Origin of the sequence: Amycolatopsis sp. MEPSY49, assembly GCF_051337345.1 — a bacterium.
Classification (GTDB): domain Bacteria; phylum Actinomycetota; class Actinomycetes; order Mycobacteriales; family Pseudonocardiaceae; genus Amycolatopsis.
The window spans coordinates 37,862-62,812 of record NZ_JBDLYJ010000002.1; the positions used below are offsets into that span (position 1 = coordinate 37,862).

General features: G+C 73.5%; 3 protein-coding genes. All 3 read left to right on the plus strand.

Annotated elements, in window-relative coordinates:
- From ABFJ78_RS09255 to ABFJ78_RS09265, 3 genes are read left to right on the plus strand one after another with little or no spacing between them, the layout of a single operon-like run.
- Entirely contained in the window at positions 1-20,043 is a 20,043-nt protein-coding gene (locus ABFJ78_RS09255) for a non-ribosomal peptide synthase/polyketide synthase (RefSeq protein ID WP_436385462.1), read from the plus strand.
- A complete protein-coding gene (locus ABFJ78_RS09260; protein ID WP_436385463.1) occupies positions 20,040-24,014 on the plus strand; it encodes a non-ribosomal peptide synthetase in 3,975 nt (1,324 codons plus the stop codon). The genes ABFJ78_RS09255 and ABFJ78_RS09260 overlap by 4 nt, the downstream gene beginning before the upstream one ends.
- Before the next feature lie 11 nt (positions 24,015-24,025).
- Positions 24,026-24,949, plus strand: coding sequence for a GHMP family kinase ATP-binding protein (locus ABFJ78_RS09265; RefSeq protein ID WP_436385464.1), 924 nt, complete (start codon positions 24,026-24,028; stop codon positions 24,947-24,949).
- Positions 24,950-24,951: the final 2 nt, after the last annotated feature.

The following is a 24,951-nucleotide window of genomic DNA, read 5'->3' on the forward strand; positions in this document are numbered from 1 at the left end:
GTGAACGAACTGGAGCTGATCACCGTGAACCACGACGCCCGGCAGCTGCTGGCGGCCTGGAACGACACCACCACCGACGTCCCGGAAGCGGGCCGCACGCTGACCCGGCTGCTTGCCGAGCAGGCGGCCCGCACCCCGGACGCGCCGGCGGTGGTGTTCGAAGGCGAGTCCCTGACCTACCGCGAACTCCACCGGCGGGCCGACGGGCTCGCGAACCTCCTGGTCGAGCGGGGCGTGGGCCCCGGTGTCCTCACCGGCGTGTGCGCCGACCGCAGCCTTGAGCTGGTGATCGCCCTGCTGGGGGTGCTCAAGGCCGGCGGCGCCTACGTCCCGCTCGACCCGGACTACCCGGCCGACCGGCTGGCCTACATGGTCGCCGACAGCGCCGCGCCGGTCGTCCTCACCCAGACCCACCTGGCCGGGAGAATCGACGCCGAGACCATCCTCCTCGACGCCGTGGACTTCTCCGCCCCGCCAGTGCCGGCAGCAAGTACGTCCACAAAGGACCTCGCGTACGTGATCTACACCTCCGGCTCCACCGGCCGTCCCAAGGGCGTCCTGGTGCCGCACGAGGGCATCGTCAACCGTCTCATGTGGACGCAGGCGGAATACGGCCTCAGCGAAGAAGACCGCGTGCTGCAGAAGACGCCGTCCAGCTTCGACGTCTCCGTCTGGGAGTTCTTCTGGCCGTTGCTGACCGGCGCCACGCTCGTCGTCGCGCGTCCCGGCGGCCACCGCGACCCGGCCTACCTGGCCGAGCTCATCCGCACCGAGCGGATCACGACCGTCCACTTCGTCCCGTCGATGCTGCAGGCGTTCCTGCTCGACCCCGCCGCCGCCACCTGCACCGGCCTGCGCCGCGTCCTGTGCAGTGGCGAGGCCCTGCCGGCCGAGCTGCAGACCCGGTTCTTCGCCACGCTCCCGGGCGTCGAGCTGCACAACCTGTACGGCCCGACCGAAGCCTCGGTCGACGTCACGTACTGGGCGTGCAAGCCCGGAGAAACGACCGTCCCCATCGGACGTCCGGTGTGGAACACCCGAACGTACGTCCTGGACGCCGAACTGAAGCCGGTCGCGCCCGGCGTCGCCGGCGAGCTGTACCTCGCCGGGATCCAGCTGGCCCGCGGCTACCACGGCCGGCCCGGCCTCACTGCCGAGCGGTTCGTGGCCAGCCCTCATCAGCCGGGGGAGCGGATGTACCGCACCGGCGATCTCGCCCGCTGGTCCGCCGACGGTGCCCTGCACTACCTCGGCCGCACCGACCACCAGGTCAAGATCCGCGGTCTGCGCGTCGAGCTGGGCGAGATCGAGGCCGTCCTCGACCGGCAGCCCGGCATCGGCGGCTCCTGCGTGCTGGCCCGCGAAGACCGCGAAGGCGACCAGCGCCTGGTCGGTTACGTCGTCCCGGACGGCGCCGCTCCCGACATCGACGCCCTGCACGCGGCGCTCGCCGAGAACCTGCCGGAATACATGGTCCCGGCCGCGTTCGTCGTGCTCGATGATCTGCCGCTGACCCCGAGCGGCAAGCTCGACCGCAAGGCCCTCCCCGCCCCGGACTGGTCCGCCGCCCGCACCGGCCGCGCCCCGCGCACCCCGCGCGAGGCCGCGCTGTGCGAGCTGTTCTCCGAGATCCTGGGCGTCGACGGCGTCGGCATCGACGACGGCTTCCTCGCCCTCGGCGGCCACTCCCTCCTGGCCGCCAAGCTCGTCTCGCGCATCCGCGCCACCCTCGGTGTCGAGGCCGGCATCGGCGACGTCTTCCGCGCGCCGACCCCGGCCGGCCTGGCCGACCTCCTCGAAGACGCCCCCGAAGCGCGCCCGGCCCTGACCCCGCGCCACCGTCCCGAGCCGATGCCGCTGTCGTTCGCGCAGCGCCGGCTGTGGTTCCTCGACCAGGCCGACACCGGGAACGCCAGCTACCACGTCCCGCAGGCCGTCCGCCTCGACGGCCCGGTCGACGCCGATGTGCTGCGGCTGGCCGTCGGGGACGTCGTGGCCCGCCACGAAGCCCTCCGCACGGTCTTCACCCGCGACGGCGACGAGCCGGTGCAGCACATCCTGACGTCCGGCGAAGTCCCGCTGTCGATCGAACAGTCCACTGAGGACACCCTGGCCGACGGCCTGACCGCCGCCACCGAAGCCGGCTTCGACCTCGCCCGCGAACTGCCGATCCGCGCCACCCTGTTCACCCTGCCCGGCGACACCGCCGTGCTGCTGCTGGTCGTGCACCACATCGCGAGCGACGGCTGGTCCTTCGCCCCGCTCCTGCGCGACCTGTCGGCCGCCTACACCGCCCGCGTCACCGGCAACCCTCCGAAGTGGACTCCGCTGCCGGTCCAGTACGCCGACTACACGCTGTGGCAACAAGAACTCCCCGTGGAGCGGGACCTCGCCTACTGGCGTGACACCCTGGCCGGGCTGCCCGAAGAACTGCCGCTGCCCACCGACCGCCCACGCCCGGCGGTCGCGAGCCACCGCGGCGGTGTCGTCCCGATGGACGTCCCCGCCGACGTCCACCGCAAGCTGGCCGACCTGGCCGCGGCGGAAGGCGCGACGCTGTTCATGGTCCTGCAGGCCGCGTTCGCCGCCCTGCTCACCCGCCTCGGCGCGGGCGACGACGTCCCGGTCGGCTCGCCGGTCGCGGGCCGCACGGACGCCGCCCTGGACGACCTCGTCGGCTTCTTCGTCAACACCGTCGTCCTGCGCACCGCCACCGGCGGCGACCCGACGTTCCGCGAACTGCTGAACCGCGCCCGCGAAACCTGCCTGGCCGCGTTCGAGCACTCCGAGGTGCCGTTCGAGCGGGTCGTCGAAGAGCTGAACCCGGCGCGGTCGCTCGGCCGCCACCCGCTGTTCCAGGTGCTCCTGGTGCTGCAGAACAACCTGGCTGCGGAGCTGAACCTGCCAGGCGTCCGCGCCACCGGCGAACGCGTCGACATCGGTTACGCGAAGTTCGACCTGGCCGCGATCTTCGAGGAGCGCGACGGCGAGCTGACCGGCCTCCTGGAGTTCGCGAGCGACCTGTTCGACCGCGCCACCGCCGCCACGCTGGCCGCCCGCCTCCTGCGCGTCCTGGCCGCCGTCGCCGCCGACCCGGACACCCGCGTCGGCGACCTCGACCTCCTCGACCCGGCCGAGCGGCGCCAGGCCGAGACGGGCGGCCTGCTCGCGCCCGCCGCGCCGGCCGTCACCCTGCACGAGGTCGTCGAAGGCCACGCCCGCCGCACCCCGGACCGCACTGCGCTGCTGTTCGAGGACCAGGTCGTCACCTACGCCGAGCTGGACGCCCGCGCCAACGGCGTCGCCGCGCTCCTGGCCGGCGTCGATCCCGGCCGGATCGTCGCGATCTGCCTCGACCGCGGCCCGGACCTGGTCGCCGCCATCCTCGGCGTGCTCAAGGCCGGTTGCGGCTACACGCTCTTGGACCCGTCGTTCCCCGCCGAACGCCGTCAGCTCCTCGCCGAGCAGGTCGACGCCCCGGTCGTGCTCGACGACCTGTCCGAAGTGGACGCCGGGCCGGCCGCACCAAGCCGCGCGGTCAGCCCGGCCGGGCCCGCCTGCGTCATGTTCACCTCCGGCTCCACCGGCATGCCCAAGGGCGTCGTCGCCTCCCACGAAGCCGTCGTCACCACGATCCTCGGCCAGGGCTACGCCGGCGACGTCTGGCTGCAGACCGCGCCCGTCTCCTGGGACGCCTTCGCGTTCGAGCTGTTCGGCGCCCTGCTCACCGGCGCCGCCTGCGTCCTGCAGCCCGGCCCGAAGCCCGAGCCCGCGCTCATCGCCGAGCTGGTCGAGCGGCACGGCGTCACGACGATGTTCGTCTCGGCCAGCCTGCTCAACTTCCTGATCGACGAGTACCCGGCCGTCTTCACGCGGGTCGGCGACGTCTACACCGGCGGTGAGGCCGCCTCGGTCACGCACCTGGCGAAAGCGCTCGAAAGCTTCCCGGATGTCGCGTTCACCAACGGCTACGGCCCCGTCGAGAACATGATCTTCGTCAGCTCGCACCGCGTCACGCCGGCGGATCTCGACGCGCCCATCCCGATCGGCGTGCCGCTGAACGGCAAGCGCGCGTACGTCCTCGACGAGCGGCTCCGGCCGGTCGCGCCCGGCGTCGTCGGCGAGCTGTACGCCGCGGGCGGCGGCATCGCGGACGGCTACGTCGGCCGGCCCGGCCTGACCGCCGAGCGGTTCGTGGCCAGCCCTCATCAGTCGGGGGAGCGGATGTACCGCACCGGCGACCTGGTGCGCCGCCGCGCCGACGGCGTCCTCGAGTACGTCGGCCGCGCCGACGACCAGGTCAAGATCCGCGGGTTCCGCGTCGAGCCGGGCGAGGTCCGGACCGTGCTGGGCACGCACCCGGCCGTGACGGAGTCGGCGGTCGTCGTCCGCGAGGACCGGCCGGGCCAGCAGCTCCTGGTCGCCTACGTTGTCGGCGACCCCGCCGACTTCCGCGCGTACCTTGCGGAGCGGCTGCCGGAACACCTGGTGCCGAGCGCGTTCGTCCTACTCGACGCGCTGCCGTTGACCCCCAACGGCAAGCTCGACCGCCGGGCGCTGCCCGCACCCGAGCGCACCAGCACGAGCCGCGCGCCCCGCAGCCCGCGCGAGGAGGTCCTCTGTGGACTCTTCGCCGACGTGCTCGGGGTCGAGACGGTCGGCGTCGACGACGGGTTCTTCGCCCTCGGCGGGCATTCCCTGCTGGCCGCCCGGCTCGTCGCCCGGATCGGGTCGGTGCTCGGTGCCCGGATCGGCGTCGCCGACGTCTTCCGCGCACCGACCGTCGCCGGCCTGGCCGCGGTCCTGGACAGCGCCCGGGCCGCCCGGCCCGCCGTCGTGGCCCGGCCGCGTCCGGACGTCCTGCCGCTCTCGTCGGCGCAGCGCAGCCTGTGGTTCGTCGAGCAGCTCGACCGGGCCGGCGCGACCTACAACGTGCCCCGCGCGCTCCGGCTGACCGGCCCCCTCGACGTCACGGCGCTGCGCCAGGCGTTCGCCGACGTCGTCGAGCGCCACGAGGCCCTGCGGACGGTGTTCCCGGACACCGACGGCGTGCCGCGTCAGGAGATCCGGCCGCTCACCGAGCTGCCGTGGACCGAAGCCGCGGTGGACGTCGCCGAGTTCGCCGCGCGCGAGTTCGACCTGGCCATCGACCTGCCGATCCGCGCGGCACTGCGGCGCGAGGGCGACGACCACGTGCTGGTGCTCGTCACCCACCACATCGCCGGCGATGGCTGGTCTTTCGCCCCGCTGCTGCGTGACCTGTCGACGGCCTACGCCGCCCGCCTCGCCGGTGAAAGTCCGAAGTGGACACCGTTGCCGGTCCAGTACGCGGACTACGCGCTGTGGCAACAGGAGCTGACCGACGACTCCCTCGGCTACTGGGCCGAGGCGCTCGCCGGGCTGCCCGACGAGATCGGCCTGCCCTTCGACCACCCGCGCCCGCCGGTCGCGAGCCACCGCGGCGCCACGCTGCCCGTGCGCCTCGACGCGGACCTGCACGCCCGGCTCCTCGACCTCGCTCGCGGCGAGCACGCGACGCTGTTCATGGTGCTGCAGGCGGGGTTCGCCGCGCTGCTGTCGCGGCTCGGCGCCGGGGACGACGTCGCCGTCGGCACCCCCTCGGCGGGCCGTCCCGACGCCGCGCTCGACGACCTCGTCGGCTTCTTCGTCACGACGCTCGTCCTGCGCACCGACCTCAGCGGAGATCCCAGCTTCACCGAACTCGTGCGGCGGGTCCGGGAGACCGCGCTGACGGCGTTCGACCACGCCGACGTCCCCTTCGAGCGGGTCGTCGAGCGGCTGAACCCGGCGCGCTCGACCGCGCGGCACCCGCTGTTCCAGGTCATGCTGGCGCTGCAGAACAACGTCGCGGCCAACCTGACCCTGCCCGGCCTGGCCGCGGCGGACGTCCCGGTGACCACCGACACCGCCAAGTTCGACCTCACGCTCAACCTGGAGGAGAACACCGGCGCCGACGGGGAACCGGCCGGCATCGGCGGGTACCTGGAGTACGCGACCGACCTCTTGGACGAAGGCACCGCGGCCGACCTCGCCGACCGGTTCGTCCGGCTCCTGTCCGCGGCCGTCGCCGCACCCGAGACGGCCTTGTCCACTGTGGACCTGCTGTCGGACGGCGAACGCACGGCCATCGACACGGCCAACAACGAGACGGCGCGACCGCTGCCCGACACCTCGGTCATCGAGCTGTTCGAGGCTCAGGCCGCCGCAACGCCGGACGCGCCCGCGCTGGAGTTCGGCGCGACGACGCTGACCTACGCCGAGCTGAACACCCGGGCCAACCGGCTCGCCCACCACCTGGCCGGCCGCGGTGCCGGGCCCGAGCGGTACGTCGCCCTGGCGCTGCCGCGCGACGAGCAGCTGATCATCGCGATGCTCGCCGTGCTCAAGACCGGCGCCGGCTACCTCGCGCTCGACCTGGAGTATCCGGCCGACCGGCTGGCGATGATGCTGGAGGACGCCGACCCGGCCCTGGTCCTGACCCGCGACGATCTCGTCTTCGCGGAGGACACCGGGAACCTGGCGCACACCGCGTCGCCCGACAGCCCGGCGTACGTGATCTTCACGTCCGGCTCGACCGGCCGCCCCAAGGGCGTCGTCGTGCCGCGGCGGCCGCTGCTGAACTTCCTGCTCGACATGGTCGACCGGTTCGGGATGACGGCGGGGGACCGGCTCCTCGCGGTCACGACCGTCGGCTTCGACATCGCCGGCCTGGAGATCTTCGCGCCGCTGCTCGCCGGGGCGACCGTCGTGCTCGCGAGCCGCGACGACGTGCGCGACACCCGCGCCCTGGCCGCGCTCGCCGAGGACGTCACGCTCCTGCAAGCGACGCCGAGCCTGTTCCACGCACTGCTGGCCGAGCCGGTCGACCTCTCGGCCGTGCACGTCCTGGTCGGCGGCGAAGCCCTGCCCGACGACCTCGCCGTCGCGCTGCGGGCCCGGGCCGCGTCGGTCACCAACATGTACGGCCCGACCGAGACGACGATCTGGTCGACGACCGCCCGCGTCGGCGAGGGCTCGCCGACCATCGGCACGGCCATCGCGAACACGCAGGTCCACGTGCTCGACCGCGCGCTGCGGCCGGTCCCGCCGGGCGTGCCGGGTGAGCTGTACATCGCCGGGGACGGTGTCGTGCGCGGCTACCTCGGCCGCCCGGACCTCACCGCCGACCGGTTCGTGGCCAGCCCGTTCGGCGACGGCGAGCGGATGTACCGCACCGGCGACCTGGTCGCGCGCCGCCGTGACGGCGAGATCCGCTTCCTCGGCCGCGTCGACCACCAGGTCAAGATCCGCGGCTTCCGCATCGAGCTGGGCGAGATCGAGACGGTCCTGGCCGCGCACCCGGCGGTGGCGCTGCGCGCGGTCGTCGTCCGCGAGGACCGGCCCGGCGACAAGCGCCTGGTCGCGTACGTCGTGCCCAGCGAGCCGGTCGACGTCGAGGACCTGCGCCGGCACCTGGCGGCCGCGCTGCCCGGGTACATGGTGCCGTCGGCGTTCGTGCTGCTCGACGAGCTGCCGCGGACCCCGAACGGCAAGCTGGACCGCAAGGCCCTGCCCGCACCGGCCCTGGAGAGCGGCGCCGGCCGGGTCCCGCGGACCGCGCGCGAACACGCCTTGTGCGAGCTGTTCGCCGAGGTCCTCGGGGTGCCCGAGGTCGGCATCGACGACGGCTTCTTCGACCTGGGCGGCCACTCCCTGCTGGCCACCCGGCTGGCCGGGCGGATCCGCGCGGTCCTCGGCCTGGACGTCACCGTGCGGGCGTTGTTCGCGACCCCGACGGTCGCCGGGCTCAGCGAGAGCCTCGGTGCCGCCGTCGCGGCGCGCCCGGCCGTCACGCGGCGCTCGCGGCCGGACCGCCTGCCGCTGGCGCCCGGTCAGGAGCGGTTGTGGTTCCTGGCCAAGATGGACAGTGACGACACCGCGTACCACATGCCGATCGCGCTGCGGCTGCGTGGCGACGTCGACGCCGCCGCGCTCGCGACCGCGCTGTCCGATGTGGCCGGTCGGCACGAAGCCCTGCGCACGTACTACGCGGAGGACGAGGCCGGCCCGTACCAGGTGATCCTGGACTCCTTCGAGGTCCCGTTCGAGATCGGCACCGGCTCGGTCGCCGACGCCGCGCGGACGCCGTTCGACCTGGCCGCCGCGCCGCCGGTGCGGGCGTGGCTGTTCGGCGAGGGCGACGAGCACGTCCTGCTCGTGCTGACCCACCACATCGCCGGGGACGGCTGGTCGATCCCGGTCCTGCTGCGCGACCTGGCCACCGCCTACGCCGCCCGGCTCGACGGCGACGCTCCCGAGTGGACACCGTTGCCCGTGCAGTACGCGGACTACACGCTGTGGCAACGAGAACTCGACGGCGACCTCGCGTACTGGACGGATGCCCTCGCCGGCCTGCCCGAGGAACTCGCGCTGCCCTACGACCGCGTCCGGCCCGCCACCGCGGACCACACCGGCGGGTCCGCCGCCGTCGTGATCCCGGCCGAGCTGCACGCCCGGCTCCTGGAGCTGGCGGCCGGGCAGCGCGCGACCCTGTTCATGGTCCTGCAGGCCGCGCTCGCGACGCTGCTGGCGCGGTTCGGCGCCGGCGACGACGTTCCCATCGGCACCCCGGTCGCCGGCCGGCCCGACCCGGCGCTCGACGACCTCGTCGGGTTCTTCGTCAACACCGTCGTCCTGCGCACGGACCTCAGCGGCGCACCGACGTTCACCGAGCTGCTGGACCGCGTCCGCGAAGCCGATCTGAGCGCGTTCGAGCACGACGACGTCCCGTTCGAGCGGCTCGTCGAGGAGCTGAACCCCGCGCGGTCGGCCGCGCGGCACCCGCTCTTCCAGGTGATGCTGGTGCTGCAGCAGGACGCCCCGGCGCCCGTGCTGTCCGGAGTGGAGTGTGAGCCGTACGAGGTGGCCCGCGCGGTCGCCAAGTTCGACCTCACCGCCGCCCTGGAGGAGCACGGCAACGGCGGTGGGATCACCGGTGCGTTCGAGTACGCCACCGCGCTGTTCGACGCCGCCACCGCCGCGCGGCTGGCGAACGCTTTCGTGCGGCTGCTGGAACAGATCGCCGACGCACCCGCGAAGCCGGTGACGGCGTACGACGTGCTCACCACCGGCGAGCGCGACCTCGTCCTGGCGGTGGGCAACGCCGTTCAGGTGAGCGACGCGCCGGAAGACTGCCTGCACACGATCGTCGAACGGCAGGACCCCGGCGCCGTCGCGATCCTGTTCGAGGGCGAGTCGCTGACCTATGGCGAGCTGAACGCCCGCGCCAACGAGGTCGCACACCACCTCCTCGACGACGGAGTCCGCCGCGGTGAAGTGGTCGGTGTCCTGATGGAGCGCGGCTTCGACTTCGCGATCGCGGTGCTGGGCGTGCTCAAGTCCGGGGCCGCCTACACGCTGCTGGACCCGAGCTACCCGGCCGAGCGGCTGGCCGCCGTCACCGAACAGGCCGGTGTGCGGCGGGTGCTGAAGTCCCTGCCGAGTCACCCGGACCGCACGAACCCGGACGTCGGGCTGACCCCGGCCGACCTGGCCTGCGTCATGTTCACCTCCGGCTCGACCGGGGTGCCCAAGGGCGTCGCGACTTCGCACCGCGGGGTCGTCGCCACCATGGGTCAGGGCTACGCCACCTTCGACGCCGACCAGGTGTGGCTGCAGTGCGCCCCGGTCTCGTGGGACGGCTTCGCGCTCCAGCTGTTCGGCGCGCTGCTCTACGGCGGCCGCACGGTCCTGCAGCCCGGCCAGAACCCCGAGCCGGAGCGGATCGCCGCGCTGGTCGCCGAGCACGGCGTCACCGTCCTGCACGCGTCGGCGAGCCTGTTCAACTACCTCCTCGACCAGGAACCGCAGGTCTTCACCGTGCTGCGTCGCGCGATGACCGGCGGCGAGCCGGCGTCCGTCGAGCACGTCACCAAGGCGCTGCGCGAGTACCCGGACGTCCGGCTGATCAACGGCTACGGCCCGGCCGAGAGCATGGGCTACACGACGTTCCACCCGATCACCGACGCTGACCTCGGCGGCACGGCCATCCCGATCGGCCGTCCCGTCGCGAGCAAGCGCGCGTACGTCCTCGACGCGCACTTGGCGTTGGTCGCCCCCGGCGTGACGGGGGAGCTGTACCTCGCGGGCCACGGCCTCGCCGACGGCTACCGCGGCCTGCCCGCCGCGACGGCCGAGCGGTTCGTGGCTTCGCCGTTCGTTCCGGGAGAGCGGATGTACCGCACCGGCGACCTCGTCCGCTGGCGCGCCGACGGTGTCATCGAGTACGTCGGCCGCGCCGACGACCAGGTCAAGGTCCGCGGCTTCCGCGTCGAACCCGGCGAGGTGCGGGCGGTGCTGGCGCGGCACGACGGCGTCGAGCAGGCGGCGGTCGTCGTCCGCGACGGCCGGCTGATCGGGTACGTCGTCGGTACCGCCGAACCCGCCGCGCTGCGGGCGTACCTGGCCGAGCGGCTGCCCGACTACCTGGTGCCGTCCGCGATCGTGCCGCTGCCCGAGCTGCCGCGGACCGCCAACGGCAAGCTCGACCGGCGCGCCCTGCCCGCACCGGACTTCGCGGCCGGTTCGCGTCGCCGTCCCCGGACGGTCACCGAGAACGTCCTCTGTGGACTGTTCGCGGAAGTGCTCGGGCTGCCCGAGGTCGGCTTGGACGACGGTTTCTTCGACCTGGGCGGGCATTCGCTGCTGGCCGCCCGGCTGATCGGCCGCGTCCGGGCGGTGCTCGGCGTCGAGCTGGGCATCCGGGACCTGTTCCGCACGCCGGCCGTCGCCGGGCTCGCCGAGGTGCTCGGCGACGCGGCCCCGGCGCGGCCGCCCGTGACCCGCCGGGAGCGGCCGGACCGGCTGCCGCTGTCGTTCGCGCAGCAGCGGCTGTGGTTCGTCGACCAGGCCGAGGAGGCCAACGCGGGCTACGACGTCCCGCGTGCGCTCCGCCTGCGTGGCCACCTCGACGTGGCCGCTCTGCAAAGGGCGTTGGCCGACGTCGTCGAGCGGCACGAGTCGCTGCGGACGGTGTTCCCGTCACACGAAGGCGAGCCGTGGCAGGAGATCCTGGCGACGTTTGAGGTGCCGTGGACGTTCGTCGAGTCCACTGAGGACTCGTTGCCGGACGTTCTCGCGGAGGCCGCGGCGCACGTGTTCGACCTGCGCACCGAGCTGCCGATCCGGGCGCACCTGGTCTCGGTCTCCGCCGACGACCACGTCCTGTTGCTGGTGCTGCACCACATCGCGTCCGACGGCTGGTCGGCCGCGCCGCTGTGGCGAGACTTGGCCACCGCCTACGCGGCCCGCTTCGGCGGGCACGCGCCCGACTGGGCGCCGCTGCCGGTGCAGTACGCGGACTACACGCTGTGGCAGCGCGAAGTCCTCGACGAACCGGAGCTCGCCGGCCAGCTCGCGTTCTGGCGCGACACCCTCGCCGGCGCGCCCGAGGAGCTGGCGTTGCCCGCCGACCGGGCCCGCCCGGCCGTCGCGAGCCACCGCGGCGGTTCCGTGGAGTTCGCGCTCGGCGCGGAAGTCCACAAGGGACTGGCCGACCTGGCCCGGGGCAGCGGCGCGACGCTGTTCATGGCCCTGCAGGCCGGGTTCGCGGCCTTGTTGTCCCGGCTCGGCGCCGGGGACGACGTGCCGCTGGGTACTGCCGTCGCGGGGCGCGGGGACACCGCGCTGGACGACCTCGCCGGGTTTTTCGTCAACACCCTCGTCCTGCGGACGGACGTCTCCGGGCAGCCGACGTTCCGGCAGCTCGTGGCCCGGGTCCGGGACGCGGGGCTGGCCGCGCTGGCGCACGCCGACGTCCCGTTCGAGCGCGTTGTCGAGGAGCTGAACCCGGCCCGATCGGCGGCCCGGCACCCGCTGTTCCAGGTGATGCTGGTGCTGCAGAACAACGCGACCGCGCAGGTCAGCCTGCCCGGGCTGGCCACCGAAGGGGTCACGGTCCGCCGGGACGTCGCCAAGTTCGACCTCACCGCGGGCATCGAGGAGAACCACGCTGCCGACGGCACCCCGGCCGGCCTGACCGGGCAGCTGGAGTACGCGACCGACCTGTTCGACGCAGCCACGGCTGCCGCCATCGCCGAGCGGTTCACGCGGTTCCTCACCGCGGCCGTCGCGACACCGGACGTATCCGTTGTGGACCTGGATGTGCTCGGTTCCGGCGAGCGGGCCGAACTGCTGGCTTTCGGCTCGACTCAGGTGACCGCGCCGGCGATGCGGCTGCACGAGCTCGTCGAGCGGCAGGCAGCCTGGGCGCCGGACGCCACCGCGCTGGTCTTCGAGGGCTCGACCCTCACCTACGGGCAGCTCGACACCGAGGCCAACCGCCTCGCCCGGCACCTGGTGGCCGAGGGGGTGCGGCCCGGCGACCTGGTCGGTGTCCACATCGGACGATCGCCGCGGCTGGCCGTCGCGCTCCTCGCCGTCCTCAAGGCGGGCGCGGCCTACACCGTGCTGGACACGGACTTCCCGGCCGAGCGCCTGGTCTCCGCGTTGCGGCGGACGTCGGCGGCGGTCGTGCTGACCGACGGCCGTGAGCTGCCCTGGCGGCGGATCGACGTCGTGGCCGACGCGGCCGCGATAGCCGTCCGCGACGGCGGTGTCCTCGGCCTGCCCGGCAGCCCGGACGACCTCGCCGTCGTCATGTTCACCTCCGGTTCGACCGGTGTCCCGAAGGCGGTCGCGGCCCCGCACCGCGCGGTCGTCGGCACGCTGACCGGCCAGGACTACGCCGGGTTCGGCCCGGACGACGTGTGGTTGCAGTGCGCGCCGGTGTCGTGGGACGCGTTCGGCACGCAGTTGCTCGGCCCGCTCCTTTCGGGTGGCACGGTCGTGCTCCAGCCCGGCCAGCGGCCCGAGCCCGCGCTGATCGAGGAGCTGGTCGTGGCGCACGGCGTGACGGTGCTGGACGTCTCGGCGAGCCTGTTCAACTTCCTGGTCGACGAGCACCCGGCGGTGTTCGCGACGGTCCGCCGCGCGATGACCGGCGGCGAGGCGGCCTCGCCCGCGCACCTGGCGAAGGTGCTGCGGGAGTACCCGCACGTCGCGGTGGTCAACGGGTACGGCCCGGCCGAGACGATGGGCTTCAGCACGTTCCACCAGGTCACGGCGGTGGACGGCCCGGTGCCGATCGGGCGGCCGCTCGTGGGCAAGCACGCGTACGTCCTCGACGCGCGGCTGCGGCCGGTGCCGGCGGGCGTCGTCGGCGAGCTGTACCTGTCCGGGGTCGGCACGGCGCTGGGGTACCTCGGTGCGCCGGGAGCGACTGCCGAGCGGTTCGTCGCCTCGCCGTTCGTACCGGGTGAGCGGATGTACCGGACGGGCGACCTCGCGCGGTGGAACGCTTCCGGGGTCCTCGAGTACGCCGGCCGGGCCGACGACCAGGTCAAGATCCGCGGCTTCCGCGTCGAGCCGGGTGAGGTGCAGGCCGTGCTGGCCGGGCACGACGGGGTCACGCAGGCCGCGGTCGTGGTCCGGGACGGGCTGCTGGTCGCCTACGTCGTGGGAACGGTCGATCCCGCGGTGCTGTCGGAGTTCGCCGCGGCGCGGTTGCCGGAGTACCTGGTGCCGTCGGTGATCGTGCCGTTGGCGGAGCTGCCGCGGACCGCGAACGGCAAGCTGGACCGGTCGGCGTTGCCCGCGCCGCGGCGGGTCGTGGCCGGGCACGTGGCCCCGCGGACTCCGACCGAGGTCGCGCTGGCCGGGATCTGGGCCGACGTGCTCGGGATTCCGGCGCCGGGGGTGGCGGACAACTTCTTCGCGCTGGGCGGGCACTCGCTGCTGGCGGCGAAGGTGACCGGCCGGATGCGCACGGAGTTCGGCGTGCGGCTGGGGGTGCGGGCGCTGTTCGAGGCCCCGACGATCGCTTCGTTGGCGCGGCTGGTGCCGGAGGCGTCCACTGTGGACTTCGCGCCGATCCCGGTCCGCTCGCGCGGAACGCGGACGCCGCTGTCGCCGGTGCAGCGGGGGTTGTGGTTCGCCGAACGGCTCGCGCCGGGCTCGGCGGAGTACTTGGTGCCGCTGGCGTTGCGCATCGGCGGGGACCTCGACGTGGCGGCGTTGAGTGGCGCGCTGTCGGCGGTGGTGGCTCGGCACGAGGTGCTGCGCAGCCGGTTCGTGGAGGTGGAGGGGGAGCCGGTCCAGGTGGTGGACCCGGTGCGGCCGGTGCCGCTGCCGGTCACCGAGGTGCCCGACGTCGAGGCGTTCGTCCGCGCCCAGCTGGACGTCCCGCTCGACCTGGAGCACGGCCCCGTCCTCCGCGCCGCAGTGGCCCGTGTGGCGGAGCGTGACCACGTGCTGGTGCTGGTCATGCACCACATCGTCGCCGACGGGTGGTCCATGGGGGTCCTGGCGCAGGAGCTGCGCGACCACTACGCCGGCGTGAAGCCCGCCGCCCTTCCGGTGCAGTTCGGCGATGTCGCCGCCTGGCAGGCCGCGGCCGACGACCGAGCCGGACTCGACTTCTGGCGCCGCGCCCTCGACGGCATGCCGCACGTCGCCGAGCTGCCCGCCGACCGGCCGCGGCCGCTCACCCGGGACATCGCCGGTGCCAAGACCGCCGTGCACGTCCCGGCCGGAGTCGTCCACCGCCTGCAGGAACTCGGCGCCGAGCACGGGGCGAGCCTCTTCATGACCGTCCTGGCCGCCTTCGGAGTCCTGATCAGCCGCTACACCGCCATGCGGGACTTCGCCATCGGCACCCCGGTGTCCGGCCGCAACCACCCGCAGACCGAGCCGCTGATCGGCCACTTCGTCAACACCGTGCCGCTGCGCGCGGACCTGACCGGCGACCCCGCCTTCACCGAACTGCTCCAACGGGTCCGCACCGGCACCCTCGCCGCGTTCGACCACGACGACGTCCCGTTCGACCGGATCGTCGAGCTCCTCCGCCCGCAGCGCGACCTCACCCGCACGCCGCTCGTGCAGATCGTGTTCGCCCTGCAGAACAACGAGGAGGCCGGCTGGGCACTGCCGGACCTGACCGTCGAAAAGCTCGCCGCCGACACCCAGGTCAGCAAGTTCGACCTCGAACTCGCCCTCGCCCAGGACCCCGACGGCGCCCTGACCGGCATCTTCGAGTACCCGACCGCCCTGTTCGACGCCACGACGATCGAGCGCCTCGCCGGCCACTTCACGACCCTGCTCGGAAGGATCGCCGAAGCACCCGAAACCCCGATCGGCGAGCTCGACCTGCTCACCGAAACCGAGCGGGACCACGTCGTCCACGGCGTCAACGACACGCGAGTCGCCTACGACGAGGACGTCTGCCTCCACCACCTCATCGCCGAGCAGGCGAAGAAGACCCCGGACGCGATCGCCGTCGAATACCTCGACGACCACATCGGCTACGCCGAACTCGAACGCCGAGCCGGAGTCATCGCCGCGCGGCTCGCCGAGCACGGCGTCGGCCCGGACGTCCCGGTCGGCCTGCGGATGGACCGCTCGATCGACCTGATCGTCGGCCTGGTCGCCATCCTCAAGGCCGGCGGCGCGTTCGTCCCGATCGAGACCGACGCCCCCGAACCCCGTGTCCTCGGCATCCTCGGCGACGCGCAGTCACCGGTGTGCTTGGTCAACGAAGGGGCGCCGACGCCGAAAAGCTCCGAGGTCACCTTCCTCGAAGTGTCCAACTTGGATGGTGAGGCAGCACCGGCAACGGACACCACCCATCCCGACAACCTCGTCTCGATCTACTACACCTCCGGCTCCACCGGCAAACCGAAGGGCGTCGCCAGCACCCACCGCGGCTGGGTCAACCGGCTGCGCTGGCACCAGGACACCTACCGGCTCCAGCCGGGCGAAGGCGTCCTGCAGAAGACGACCCTCGTCTTCGACGACGCCGCCGTGGAATGCCTGTGGCCGCTCATCGTCGGCGGGCGCGTCGCGCTGATCCCGCCGGGCCTGCACCGCGACCCGGCCGCCATCCTCGACGGCGCGATCCGGCACCGGGTCGCGAACCTGCAGTTCGTCCCGAGCATGCTGACGCTGTTCCTGGAGCAGCTGACCCCGGCCGACCGGGCCGCGCTCAAGACGGTCCGCAACGTCATCACCAGCGGCGAAGCGCTCCAGCCGGAACTGCTGAAGCTGTTCTTCGACCGCCTGGGCGAGACCGCCACGCTGCACAACCAGTGGGGCGCCACCGAGGTCTCGATCGACTCGACCATGCGCGAGTGCGTGCCGGCGGACTTGCAAGGCGCGGGCTCGGTGAGCGTCGGCTCACCGATCGCCAACAACCAGATCCACGTCCTCGACGAGCACCTGCGGCCGGTCCCGGTCGGCGTCCCCGGCGACCTGTTCATCGGCGGCGTCGGCCTGGCCCGCGGCTACCTCGGCGACCCGCGCAAGACGGCGTCGGCGTTCCTCGCCAGCCCGTTCGAGCCGGGGGAGCGGCTCTACCGCACCGGCGACCGCGGCCTGCGCACCCCCGACGGCGCGCTGACCTTCCTCGGCCGCCAGGACTCGCAGGTCAAGATCCGCGGCATCCGCGTCGAACCCGGCGAGGTCGAGCAGGTCCTCCTGGAGCTGCCCGGCGTCCGCGAAGCCGCGGTCACGGTGTGGCAGCCGGTGCCGGGCGACAAGCGGCTCGCCGGATACGTCACCCCGCAGGCCGGTGTCACGCTCACCGAGGCCGAGATCCGCGAGCAGCTGCGCGAGCGGCTGCCGGTCTACCTCGTGCCGACGGCGCTGAGCGTGCTGCCCGAGTTCCCGACGACGACCAGCGGCAAGATCGACCGCAAGGCGCTGCCGGCACCGGCCGCCGCCGGGGCCGAGTACCGCGCCCCCGAAGGCGCGGTCGCGGAACTGGTCGCCGAAGTGCTGCAGCACGTCCTCGGCGTCGAGCGGGTCGGTGCCGACGACAACTTCTTCGACCTGGGCGGGCACTCCCTGCTGGGCGTGCGGGTGGTCGCCGAGCTGCGCAAGCGGCTCTCGGCGGACATCCCGATCCGGCTCATCTTCGACTCGCCCACGGTCGCGGAACTCGCCGACGCCGTCGCCCGCGCCACCAAGCGCGAGTTCGAGGCCATCCCGAAGCGGCCGGACGGCCCCGCACCACTGGCCGGGGTCCAGGTCGGCATGTGGCTGGCCGACCGGATGGCGCCGTCGAGCGCGGAGTACCTGGTGCCGAACGCGGTCCGCCTCCGCGGCCCCCTCGACGTCGACGCGCTGGCCGCCGCCCTGACCCAGCTGGTGGCCCGGCACGAGATCCTGCGGACCCGGTTCGTCGAGATCGACGGCGAGCCGAAGCAGGTCGTCGACCCAGCCGGGCCGGTCCCGCTGCCCGTCACCGAGATCGACGAGACAGTGCCGTTCCTCCAGGTGCAGCCCATCGACCTCGCCACCGGGCCGGTGTTCGCCGCCGCGCTCGGCCGGCTCGCCGACGACGATCACGTGCTGGCGCTGTCGGCGCACCACATCGTCCTCGACGGCTGGTCCGAAGGCATCCTCGCCGAGGAGCTGCGCGACCTCTACGCCGGCGCCGACTTGCCGCCTTTGCCGGTGCAGTACGCCGACGTCGCGGCCTGGTCCCAGCCCAGCGAGGCGGACGTCGAGTTCTGGCGGACGCAGCTGGCCGGAGTGCCGCAGGTGGTGCAGCTGCCCACCGACCGGCCGCGGCCGCCGGTGCGTGACCCGCGAGGCGCGCGGTACGAGTTCAGCGTGCCCGCGGAGCTGGCCGCCCGCCTCGGCGAGGTGGGCGCGGAGGCTCGGGCGAGCCTGTTCATGACGCTGCTCGCCGGGTTCCAGGTGCTCGTCGCGCGGCACACCGGGCTGCGCGAGTTCGCGATCGGCAGCCCGGTCGCCGGCCGGGACCACCCGGACACCGAGCGGCTGATCGGCCAGTTCGTCAACACCTTGGCGTTGCGCGCCGACCTGACCGGCTCACCGGGCTTCACCGAGCTGCTCGAAAGGGTTCGCGAGACGGCGCTGAACTCCTTCAGCCGCCAGGAAGTCCCGTTCGACCGGGTCGTCGCCGAGCTGCGGCCGGACCGCGACCCGGGCCGGAACCCCTTGGTACAGCTGATGTTCGCGCTGCAGACGGTGGCGCAAGGCGGCTGGGAGTTCGCCGGCCTGGACTGCGAGCCCGTCGGGGTCGAGACGGGCGCGGCGAAGTTCGACCTCGCCATGGTGCTGCGCGAGCAAGCCGATGGCACGGTCGGCGGTGCCCTCGAGTACCCGGTCGCGCTGTTCGACGAGGACACGGTCGCTGCGTTCGCCGAGCGATACGTGCGCCTGCTGACCGGGTTCGCCGCCGACCCGCGGCGTCCGGTCGACCGCGTCCCGATGCTCGACGCGGCCGAGATCGCCCCAATCGACGACGCCGCCCCCGGCGGAACGTTCGCCGAGCTGATCGAGGCGCAGGTGCGGTGCGACCCGGACGCTCCGGCCGTCGTGGCCGGACCGGACTCGCTCACGTACGGCGAGCTGGACTCGGCCGCCAACCGCGTCGCCCGGTACCTGCAAAGTCAGGGGGCCGGTCCGGAGAAGGTGGTCGCCCTGCTGCTGCCGCGCTCGGCCGACCTGGTCGTCGCGCAGCTCGCGGTGGTCAAGACCGGTGCGGCGTTCCTCCCGATCGACCCGAGCTACCCGGCCGAGCGCGTCCGCTACATGCTCGACGACGCGAACCCGGTGCTCACCCTGGAAGAACTTCCTGTGTCCACAATGGACGACAGTCCGCTGGACGTCGAAGTCGAACCCGAGAACGCGGCGTACGTGATCTACACGTCGGGGTCGACAGGACGGCCGAAGGGCGTTGTCGTCAGTCACGCCGGCCTCGGCACGCTGGTGGCCAACACCATCGCCGCCTACCAGGTCGGCCCGGGCGACCGGGTGCTGCAGTACGTCTCGCCGAGCTTCGACGCGGCCATCCTGGAGCTGTGCGCGTCCCTGATGACGGGGGCCGCGCTGGTCGTCACGCCGCCCGGGCCGCTCCTGGGCGACCAGCTGCGGGACGTCCTCGCCGAGGGCCGCGTGACGCACGCGCTGATTCCGCCGGCGGCCCTGGCCACGGTCGAGGACCCGGACCTGCCGGACTTCCGGACGGTCGTGGTCGGCGGCGACGTCTGCCCGCCCGACCTGGTCGCGAAGTGGGCACCCGGCCGGCGGATGCTCAACATGTACGGCCCGACCGAAGCCACGGTCGTCTCGACGGTGTCCGAACCCCTGGTGGTCGGTGCCCCGGTGACCATCGGCCAGGCACTGCGGCACACGCAGGCCTACGTCCTGGACGACCGGCTCCAGCCGGTGCCACCGGGCGTCGCGGGCGAGCTGTACGTGGCGAGCCCGGGCTTGGCGCGCGGTTACCTCGGCCGGCCGGGACTGACGGCCCAAAGGTTCGTGGCGAACCCGGCGGGCGGCCGGATGTACCGCACCGGCGACCTCGTCCGCCGCACCCGCGCCGGAGACCTGGAGTTCCTCGGCCGGACCGACGACCAGGTCAAGATCCGCGGCTTCCGCATCGAACTCGGCGAAGTCGAGTCCGCGCTGCGGGCGCACCCGGCGCTCACCGCGGCGGTCGTGCTCGCCAAGCCCGACCCGGCCGGGCAGAAACGCCTGGTCGCCTACGTCGCCGGCGACGTGCCGGCCGCCGAGCTGCGGACGTTCCTCGGGCAGCGGCTGCCGGAGCACCTGGTGCCGAGCGCGTTCGTCGTGCTCGACGCGCTGCCGGTCAACGCGTCCGGCAAGCTCGACCGGGCCGCGCTGCCCGAACCAGCCGAGGAGACGGCGGACTACGTCGCTCCGGGCAGCCCCGAGGAACAGCTGATCGCCGACATCTGGGCCGAGGTCCTGGGCGTGCCCCGCGTCGGGCTCGGCGACGACTTCTTCGCCCTCGGCGGGCATTCCGTGCTCGCCGCCAAGGTCCGCATGCGGCTGCAGGCCGCGTTCGGGGTGGACCTGCCCCTGCCCGTGCTGTTCCAGACCACCACGGTCGCCGCGCTCGCCGCCGTGGTCCACACCGAGATCGAGGCCGAGCTCGCCGGCATGTCCGAGCAGGAGCTCCTCGACTCCCTTTCCGAGGAGGCCAGCGCATGACCACGTTCGACATCCGCCCGGAGGCCGACGCCGAGCGGGCGGCCCGGCTGCGGGCCGCGGTGCTCGCGAAGCGGTTGCGCGGCCGGGCCGCGACGCCGGCCCGGGCGTTCGGCCGGGCCGACCGCGGCGCCCCGCTGCCGCTGTCGGCGGGGCAGCAGCGCCTGTGGTTCCTCGACCGCCTCGACCCGGACAGCGCCGAGTACGCCGTGCCGCTGCTCCTGCGGCTGGAGGGCCCGCTCGACGTCGATGCACTCCGGCGGTCCCTCGACGCCCTGGTGGCGCGGCACGAGATCCTGCGCACGACGTACACCGCGGAGCACAACCGGCCGCGCCAGGTGATCGGGGCGCCGGCGCCGGTCGACCTGCCGGTGGTCGAAGGCGATCTGGACACCGTGCTGACCGAGTACGTCAGCCGTCCCTTCGACCTGGCCAGTGGCCCGGTGTTCCGGGCGCTGCTGGTCCGGGAGGCGCCGGAGCGGCACGTGCTCGCCTTGAACGTCCACCACATCGCCTGCGACGGCTGGTCCCTGCCGATCCTGATGGACGACCTCCGCAAGCTCTACACCGGCGCCGAGCTGCCGCCGGTCGAACTGTCCTATGCGGACTTCGCGGTCTGGGAACAGTCCCGAGCGGACGCCCACGCCGCCGACCTCGCGTACTGGAAGGAGCGGCTCGCCGGACTGGAAACCCTGGAGCTGCCTGCCGACCGCCCGCGGCCCGCCCAGCGTGACCACCACGGCGCCTCCGTCCGCTTCACGATCCCCTCGGCCGCCGCCGAAGCGGTGCTTGATCAGGGAAAGCAGACGGGCGCGACGCCGTTCGTGACGCTGCTCGCCGCCGCGTACGTCGTGCTCGGGCGGCACACCGGACGCGAGGACATCGCCGTCGGCACCCCGGTCGCCGGCCGCGGCCGGGCCGAGCTGGAGCACATGGTCGGCTTCTTCGTGAACACCGTCGTCGCCCGCGGCGACCTCTCCGGCGATCCGGACTTCGCGGAACTCGCCGACCGCGTCCGCGTGGCCCGCCTGGCCGACCAGGCGCACGAGGACCTGCCGTTCGAGCAGCTGGTCAAGGAGCTGGCCCCGGAGCGCGACCTCGCACACACGCCGGTCGTCCAGGTCATGTTCGCCGTTTACGACTCCTCGTCCGGCTCGCCGGACCTGGGCGACCTGCGGGTGTCGCCGGTGGACCTGCCTTCGACGACGGCGAAGTTCGACCTGATGATCTCCTTCGTCCGCCAGGCCGACGGTTCCGTCGAGGGCGTCCTGGAATACGCGACCGCGTTGTTCGACGAGATCCGGATGGCGCGGATGGGCGAGCACTTCGTCCGGCTGTTCACCGAGCTGGCCGCCCGCCCCGGCGTCCGGCTGTCCGAAGTGGACATCCTCGGCGCGGACGAGCGGAAGCTGCTCCTGGAGACCTGGAACGCCACCGCCGAGCCCTATCTGCGCGGCACGCTGCACGGCCGGATCGCCGCGCAGGCCGCGTCCACCCCGGACGCGATCGCCGTCCGCTGTGGGCAGACCGAGCTGACTTACGCCGAGCTGGAGGACCGCGCCACCCGGCTGGCGCAGCGGCTGCGAGCGCGCGGTGTCGGCGTCGAGACCCCGGTCGGCGTGCTCTGCGAACGCGGCCCGCTGCTGCTGCCGGTCCTGCTGGCCACCCTCAAGACCGGCGGCCACTACATCCCGCTCGACCCGGCGTACCCGCAGGACCGCAAGGAGTACATGCTCCGCCAGGCCGGCGCCCACGTGCTCGTCACCACCCGCCGCTTCGCGGGCGAGGAGCTCGGTGACGTCGTGCTCCTGGCCGACGAGCCGGTCGCCGACGACCCGGTGCCGTGGACCGACCCGGTCGTCGACCCGGAGAACCTCGCCTACGTCATCTACACCTCCGGCTCCACCGGCCGGCCCAAGGGCGTGATGATCAGCCACCGGGGCGTGCTCCACTACCTGGACTGGTGCCGCCAGGCCTACCGCGCCGACGAGGGCGACGGCGCCCCGGTGCACTCGTCGCTCGCCTTCGACCTGACCGTCACGGGGCTGTTCCTGCCGCTGCTGTGCGGCACGACGGTGACGCTGGTCCCGGAGGACGAGCACCCGGTCGCCGGGCTCGCCGACGTCCTGTCCAGCGGCCGGACGTTCAGCTTCGTCAAGCTCACCCCGGCCCACCTCGAGCCGCTGCGCCGGTGTCTCGCCCCGGAGGCGGCGGCCGCGGCCGCGCACCTGGTCGTCGGCGGCGAGCAGCTCACCGCCGAAGCCCTGGAGTTCTGGCGCGAGCACGCCCCGGACGTCGTGGTGGCCAACGAGTACGGCCACACCGAGACGTCCGTGGCCAACGTGATCAACCTGCTGCCCGCCGCGGAGTGCGTGACCACGCCGATCTCGGTCGGCCGCCCGATCTGGAACACCGAGGTCTACCTGCTCGACGAGCACCTGCGGCCGGTTCCCGTCGGCGTCACCGGCGAGCTGTACGCGGGCGGCGCCGGCCTCGCCCGCGGCTTCGCCGGCAACCCGGGACTGACCGCCGCGAAGTACGTGCCGAACCCGTTCGGGCCCGGCCGGCTCTACCGCAGCGGCGACCTGGCCCGCTACCTGCCGGACGGCCGGCTGGAGTTCGTCGGCCGCACCGACCACCAGGTCAAGGTCCGCGGCTACCGCATCGAACTGGGCGAGATCGAGGCCGCGCTCGTCGGCGGCCCCGGCGTCACCGAGGCAGTCGCCGTGGTCCGCGACGGCGCCCTCGCCGGTTACGTATCACCGTCCACTGTCGACGTAGACGCGCTGCGGGCGCGCTTGTCCGACCGGCTGCCGGAGTACATGGTCCCGGCGACACTGACCACTTTGGACACGTTGCCACTGACGTCGAACGGCAAGATCGACCGGGTCGCCCTGCCGGCCCCGGACGCGGCACCGGTGTCGACCTCCGGTGTCCTGCCGCGCGACGAGCTGGAGATGGCGCTGGCCAAGCTGTGGGAGGACCTGCTGGGCCGGCGCGTCGGCGTCACCGACGGTTTCTTCGACGTCGGCGGCCACTCGCTCCTGGCGGTCGTGCTGGTCGACCGGATCAAGGCCGAGCTGGGCGCGACCGTCGGACTGGCCGAGGTGTTCCGAGCGCCGACGATCCGCGCGCTGGCCGATCTCATCCGCGCCGGGGACCACGGCGGCGGCCTGGTCGTGCCGCTGTCGCCGGGGCGTGCGGGCGTCGCGCCGCTGTTCCTGCTGCCACCGACCGCCGGGAGCCCGTTCCCGTACCTCCAGCTGGTGGCCGAGCTGGATCCGGCGCTGCCGGTGTTCGGCCTGCAGGCGCCCGGGTTCGCACCCGGCGAGGACCCGGTGCACACCATCGAAGAGCTGGCCGCGGCCTTCGTCGCCGACCTGCTGTCGGTGGTGGGGGACCGGCCGATCCGGCTCGCGGGCTGGTCCCAGGGCGGGTCGGTGGCCTTCGAAATGGCCGCCCAGCTGGAAAACGCCGGCCGGGCCGTCGAGCACCTGTGCATCATCGACGCGACCGTGCTCGGCGTCGACGACTACGGCAACCCGCTGCCGGAGGTGGACACCAGCGACCCGCTGGCCTGGTTCGGCGAGGCCGTGCTGAAGCTGGCACCGGGCGCCGTCGACACCCTCGACGAGATGCTCGCCGAGGCCCGGGACCGCGGCATGGTCTCGGAAGTCGCGGGCAACGCCGTCGTCGAGCAGATGGCGCGGGTCTACCTGGCCGGCAAGGACGCCGTCGAGGCCTACCGCTGCCGGGCGGTCGTCGACACCGGCATCCACCTCATCACCTCCACCGGCACCCACCCGGTGAAGGGCCGCCCGGAGGTCCGGCCGGAGAGCTGGCGCGCCCGCACGCGCGGCGAGCTCACGGTGACGCCGGTCCCGGGCCACCACTGGGACATGGTCGAACCGCCGCACGTGGCGGAGCTGGCCCGCGCCGTGCTGGCCGGGCTCGCCGTGACCGCCGACGAGTGAAGGAGAACGCCATGACCGAAGACCTCGCGGTCGCCGCACCGGCCCCCGCCACCGTTACCAGTCCGCGCGCGGGCAGCTTCCGCGTCGACGCCCACCACGGCGAGATCCTGCAAGGGGTGTTCGTCACCGGCGGCCGGCTGCGCCGCGGCCTGGTCACCCTGCCCTGCCCGCTCTACAGCACCCGCGCCACCTTCCTGCCCACCGAAGACACCGGCACGACCGTGCGGCCCGCGTGGCGCGGCAAGGCCCGCCGCGCCGCCGACCTCACCCTCGCCCGGCTCGGCCACCCGGTGCCGGGCGGGCTGCTCGACCTCACCAGCGACATCCCGCTGTGCCGCGGCTTCGGCTCCTCGACGGCGGACGTGACGTCGGCGATCGGCGCGGTCCTCGCCGCGACCGGCCGCGATCTTCCGGCGGCCGAGGTCGGCGCGCTGGCCGTCGAGGCCGAAACCGCGTCCGACTCGCTGATGTACGGCGGCCGGGCGGTGGTCTTCGCGCACCGCGAAGGCGAGCCGATCGAGGACCTCGGCGAGCTGATGCCGCTGTCCGTCCTGGGTTTCGGCACCAGCCCGGGCGGGCGCGGCGTCGACACCCTCGAACTCACGCCCGCGCGCTACACGTCGTGGGAGATCGAGGCGTTCCGCCCGCTGCGCGGCCTGCTGCGGCGGGCCGTGGCCGACGGCGACGCGGGCCTGCTCGGCCGCGTCGCCACCGCCAGCACCCTGCTCAACCAGCGGCACCTGCCGGTACCGGGGCTGGACGACATCCTCGCCGTCGCCCGCGCCGCCGGGGCCGCCGGCGTGCAGGTCGCCCACAGCGGCGACGTCGCCGGGCTGCTCTTCGACGCGACCGACGCGGAAACCCCGGCGCGGCTGCGGTTCGCCGCAGCGCGGCTCGACGTGACCGAGACCTGGCAGTTCGAAACCGAAAGGTGAGT

Coding starts and splice junctions, on each gene's coding strand:
- ABFJ78_RS09260 (WP_436385463.1), top strand. CDS start 20,040: ATGACCACGTTCGACATCCGCCCGGAGGCCGACGCCGAGCGGGCGGCC.
- ABFJ78_RS09265 (WP_436385464.1), top strand. CDS start 24,026: ATGACCGAAGACCTCGCGGTCGCCGCACCGGCCCCCGCCACCGTTACC.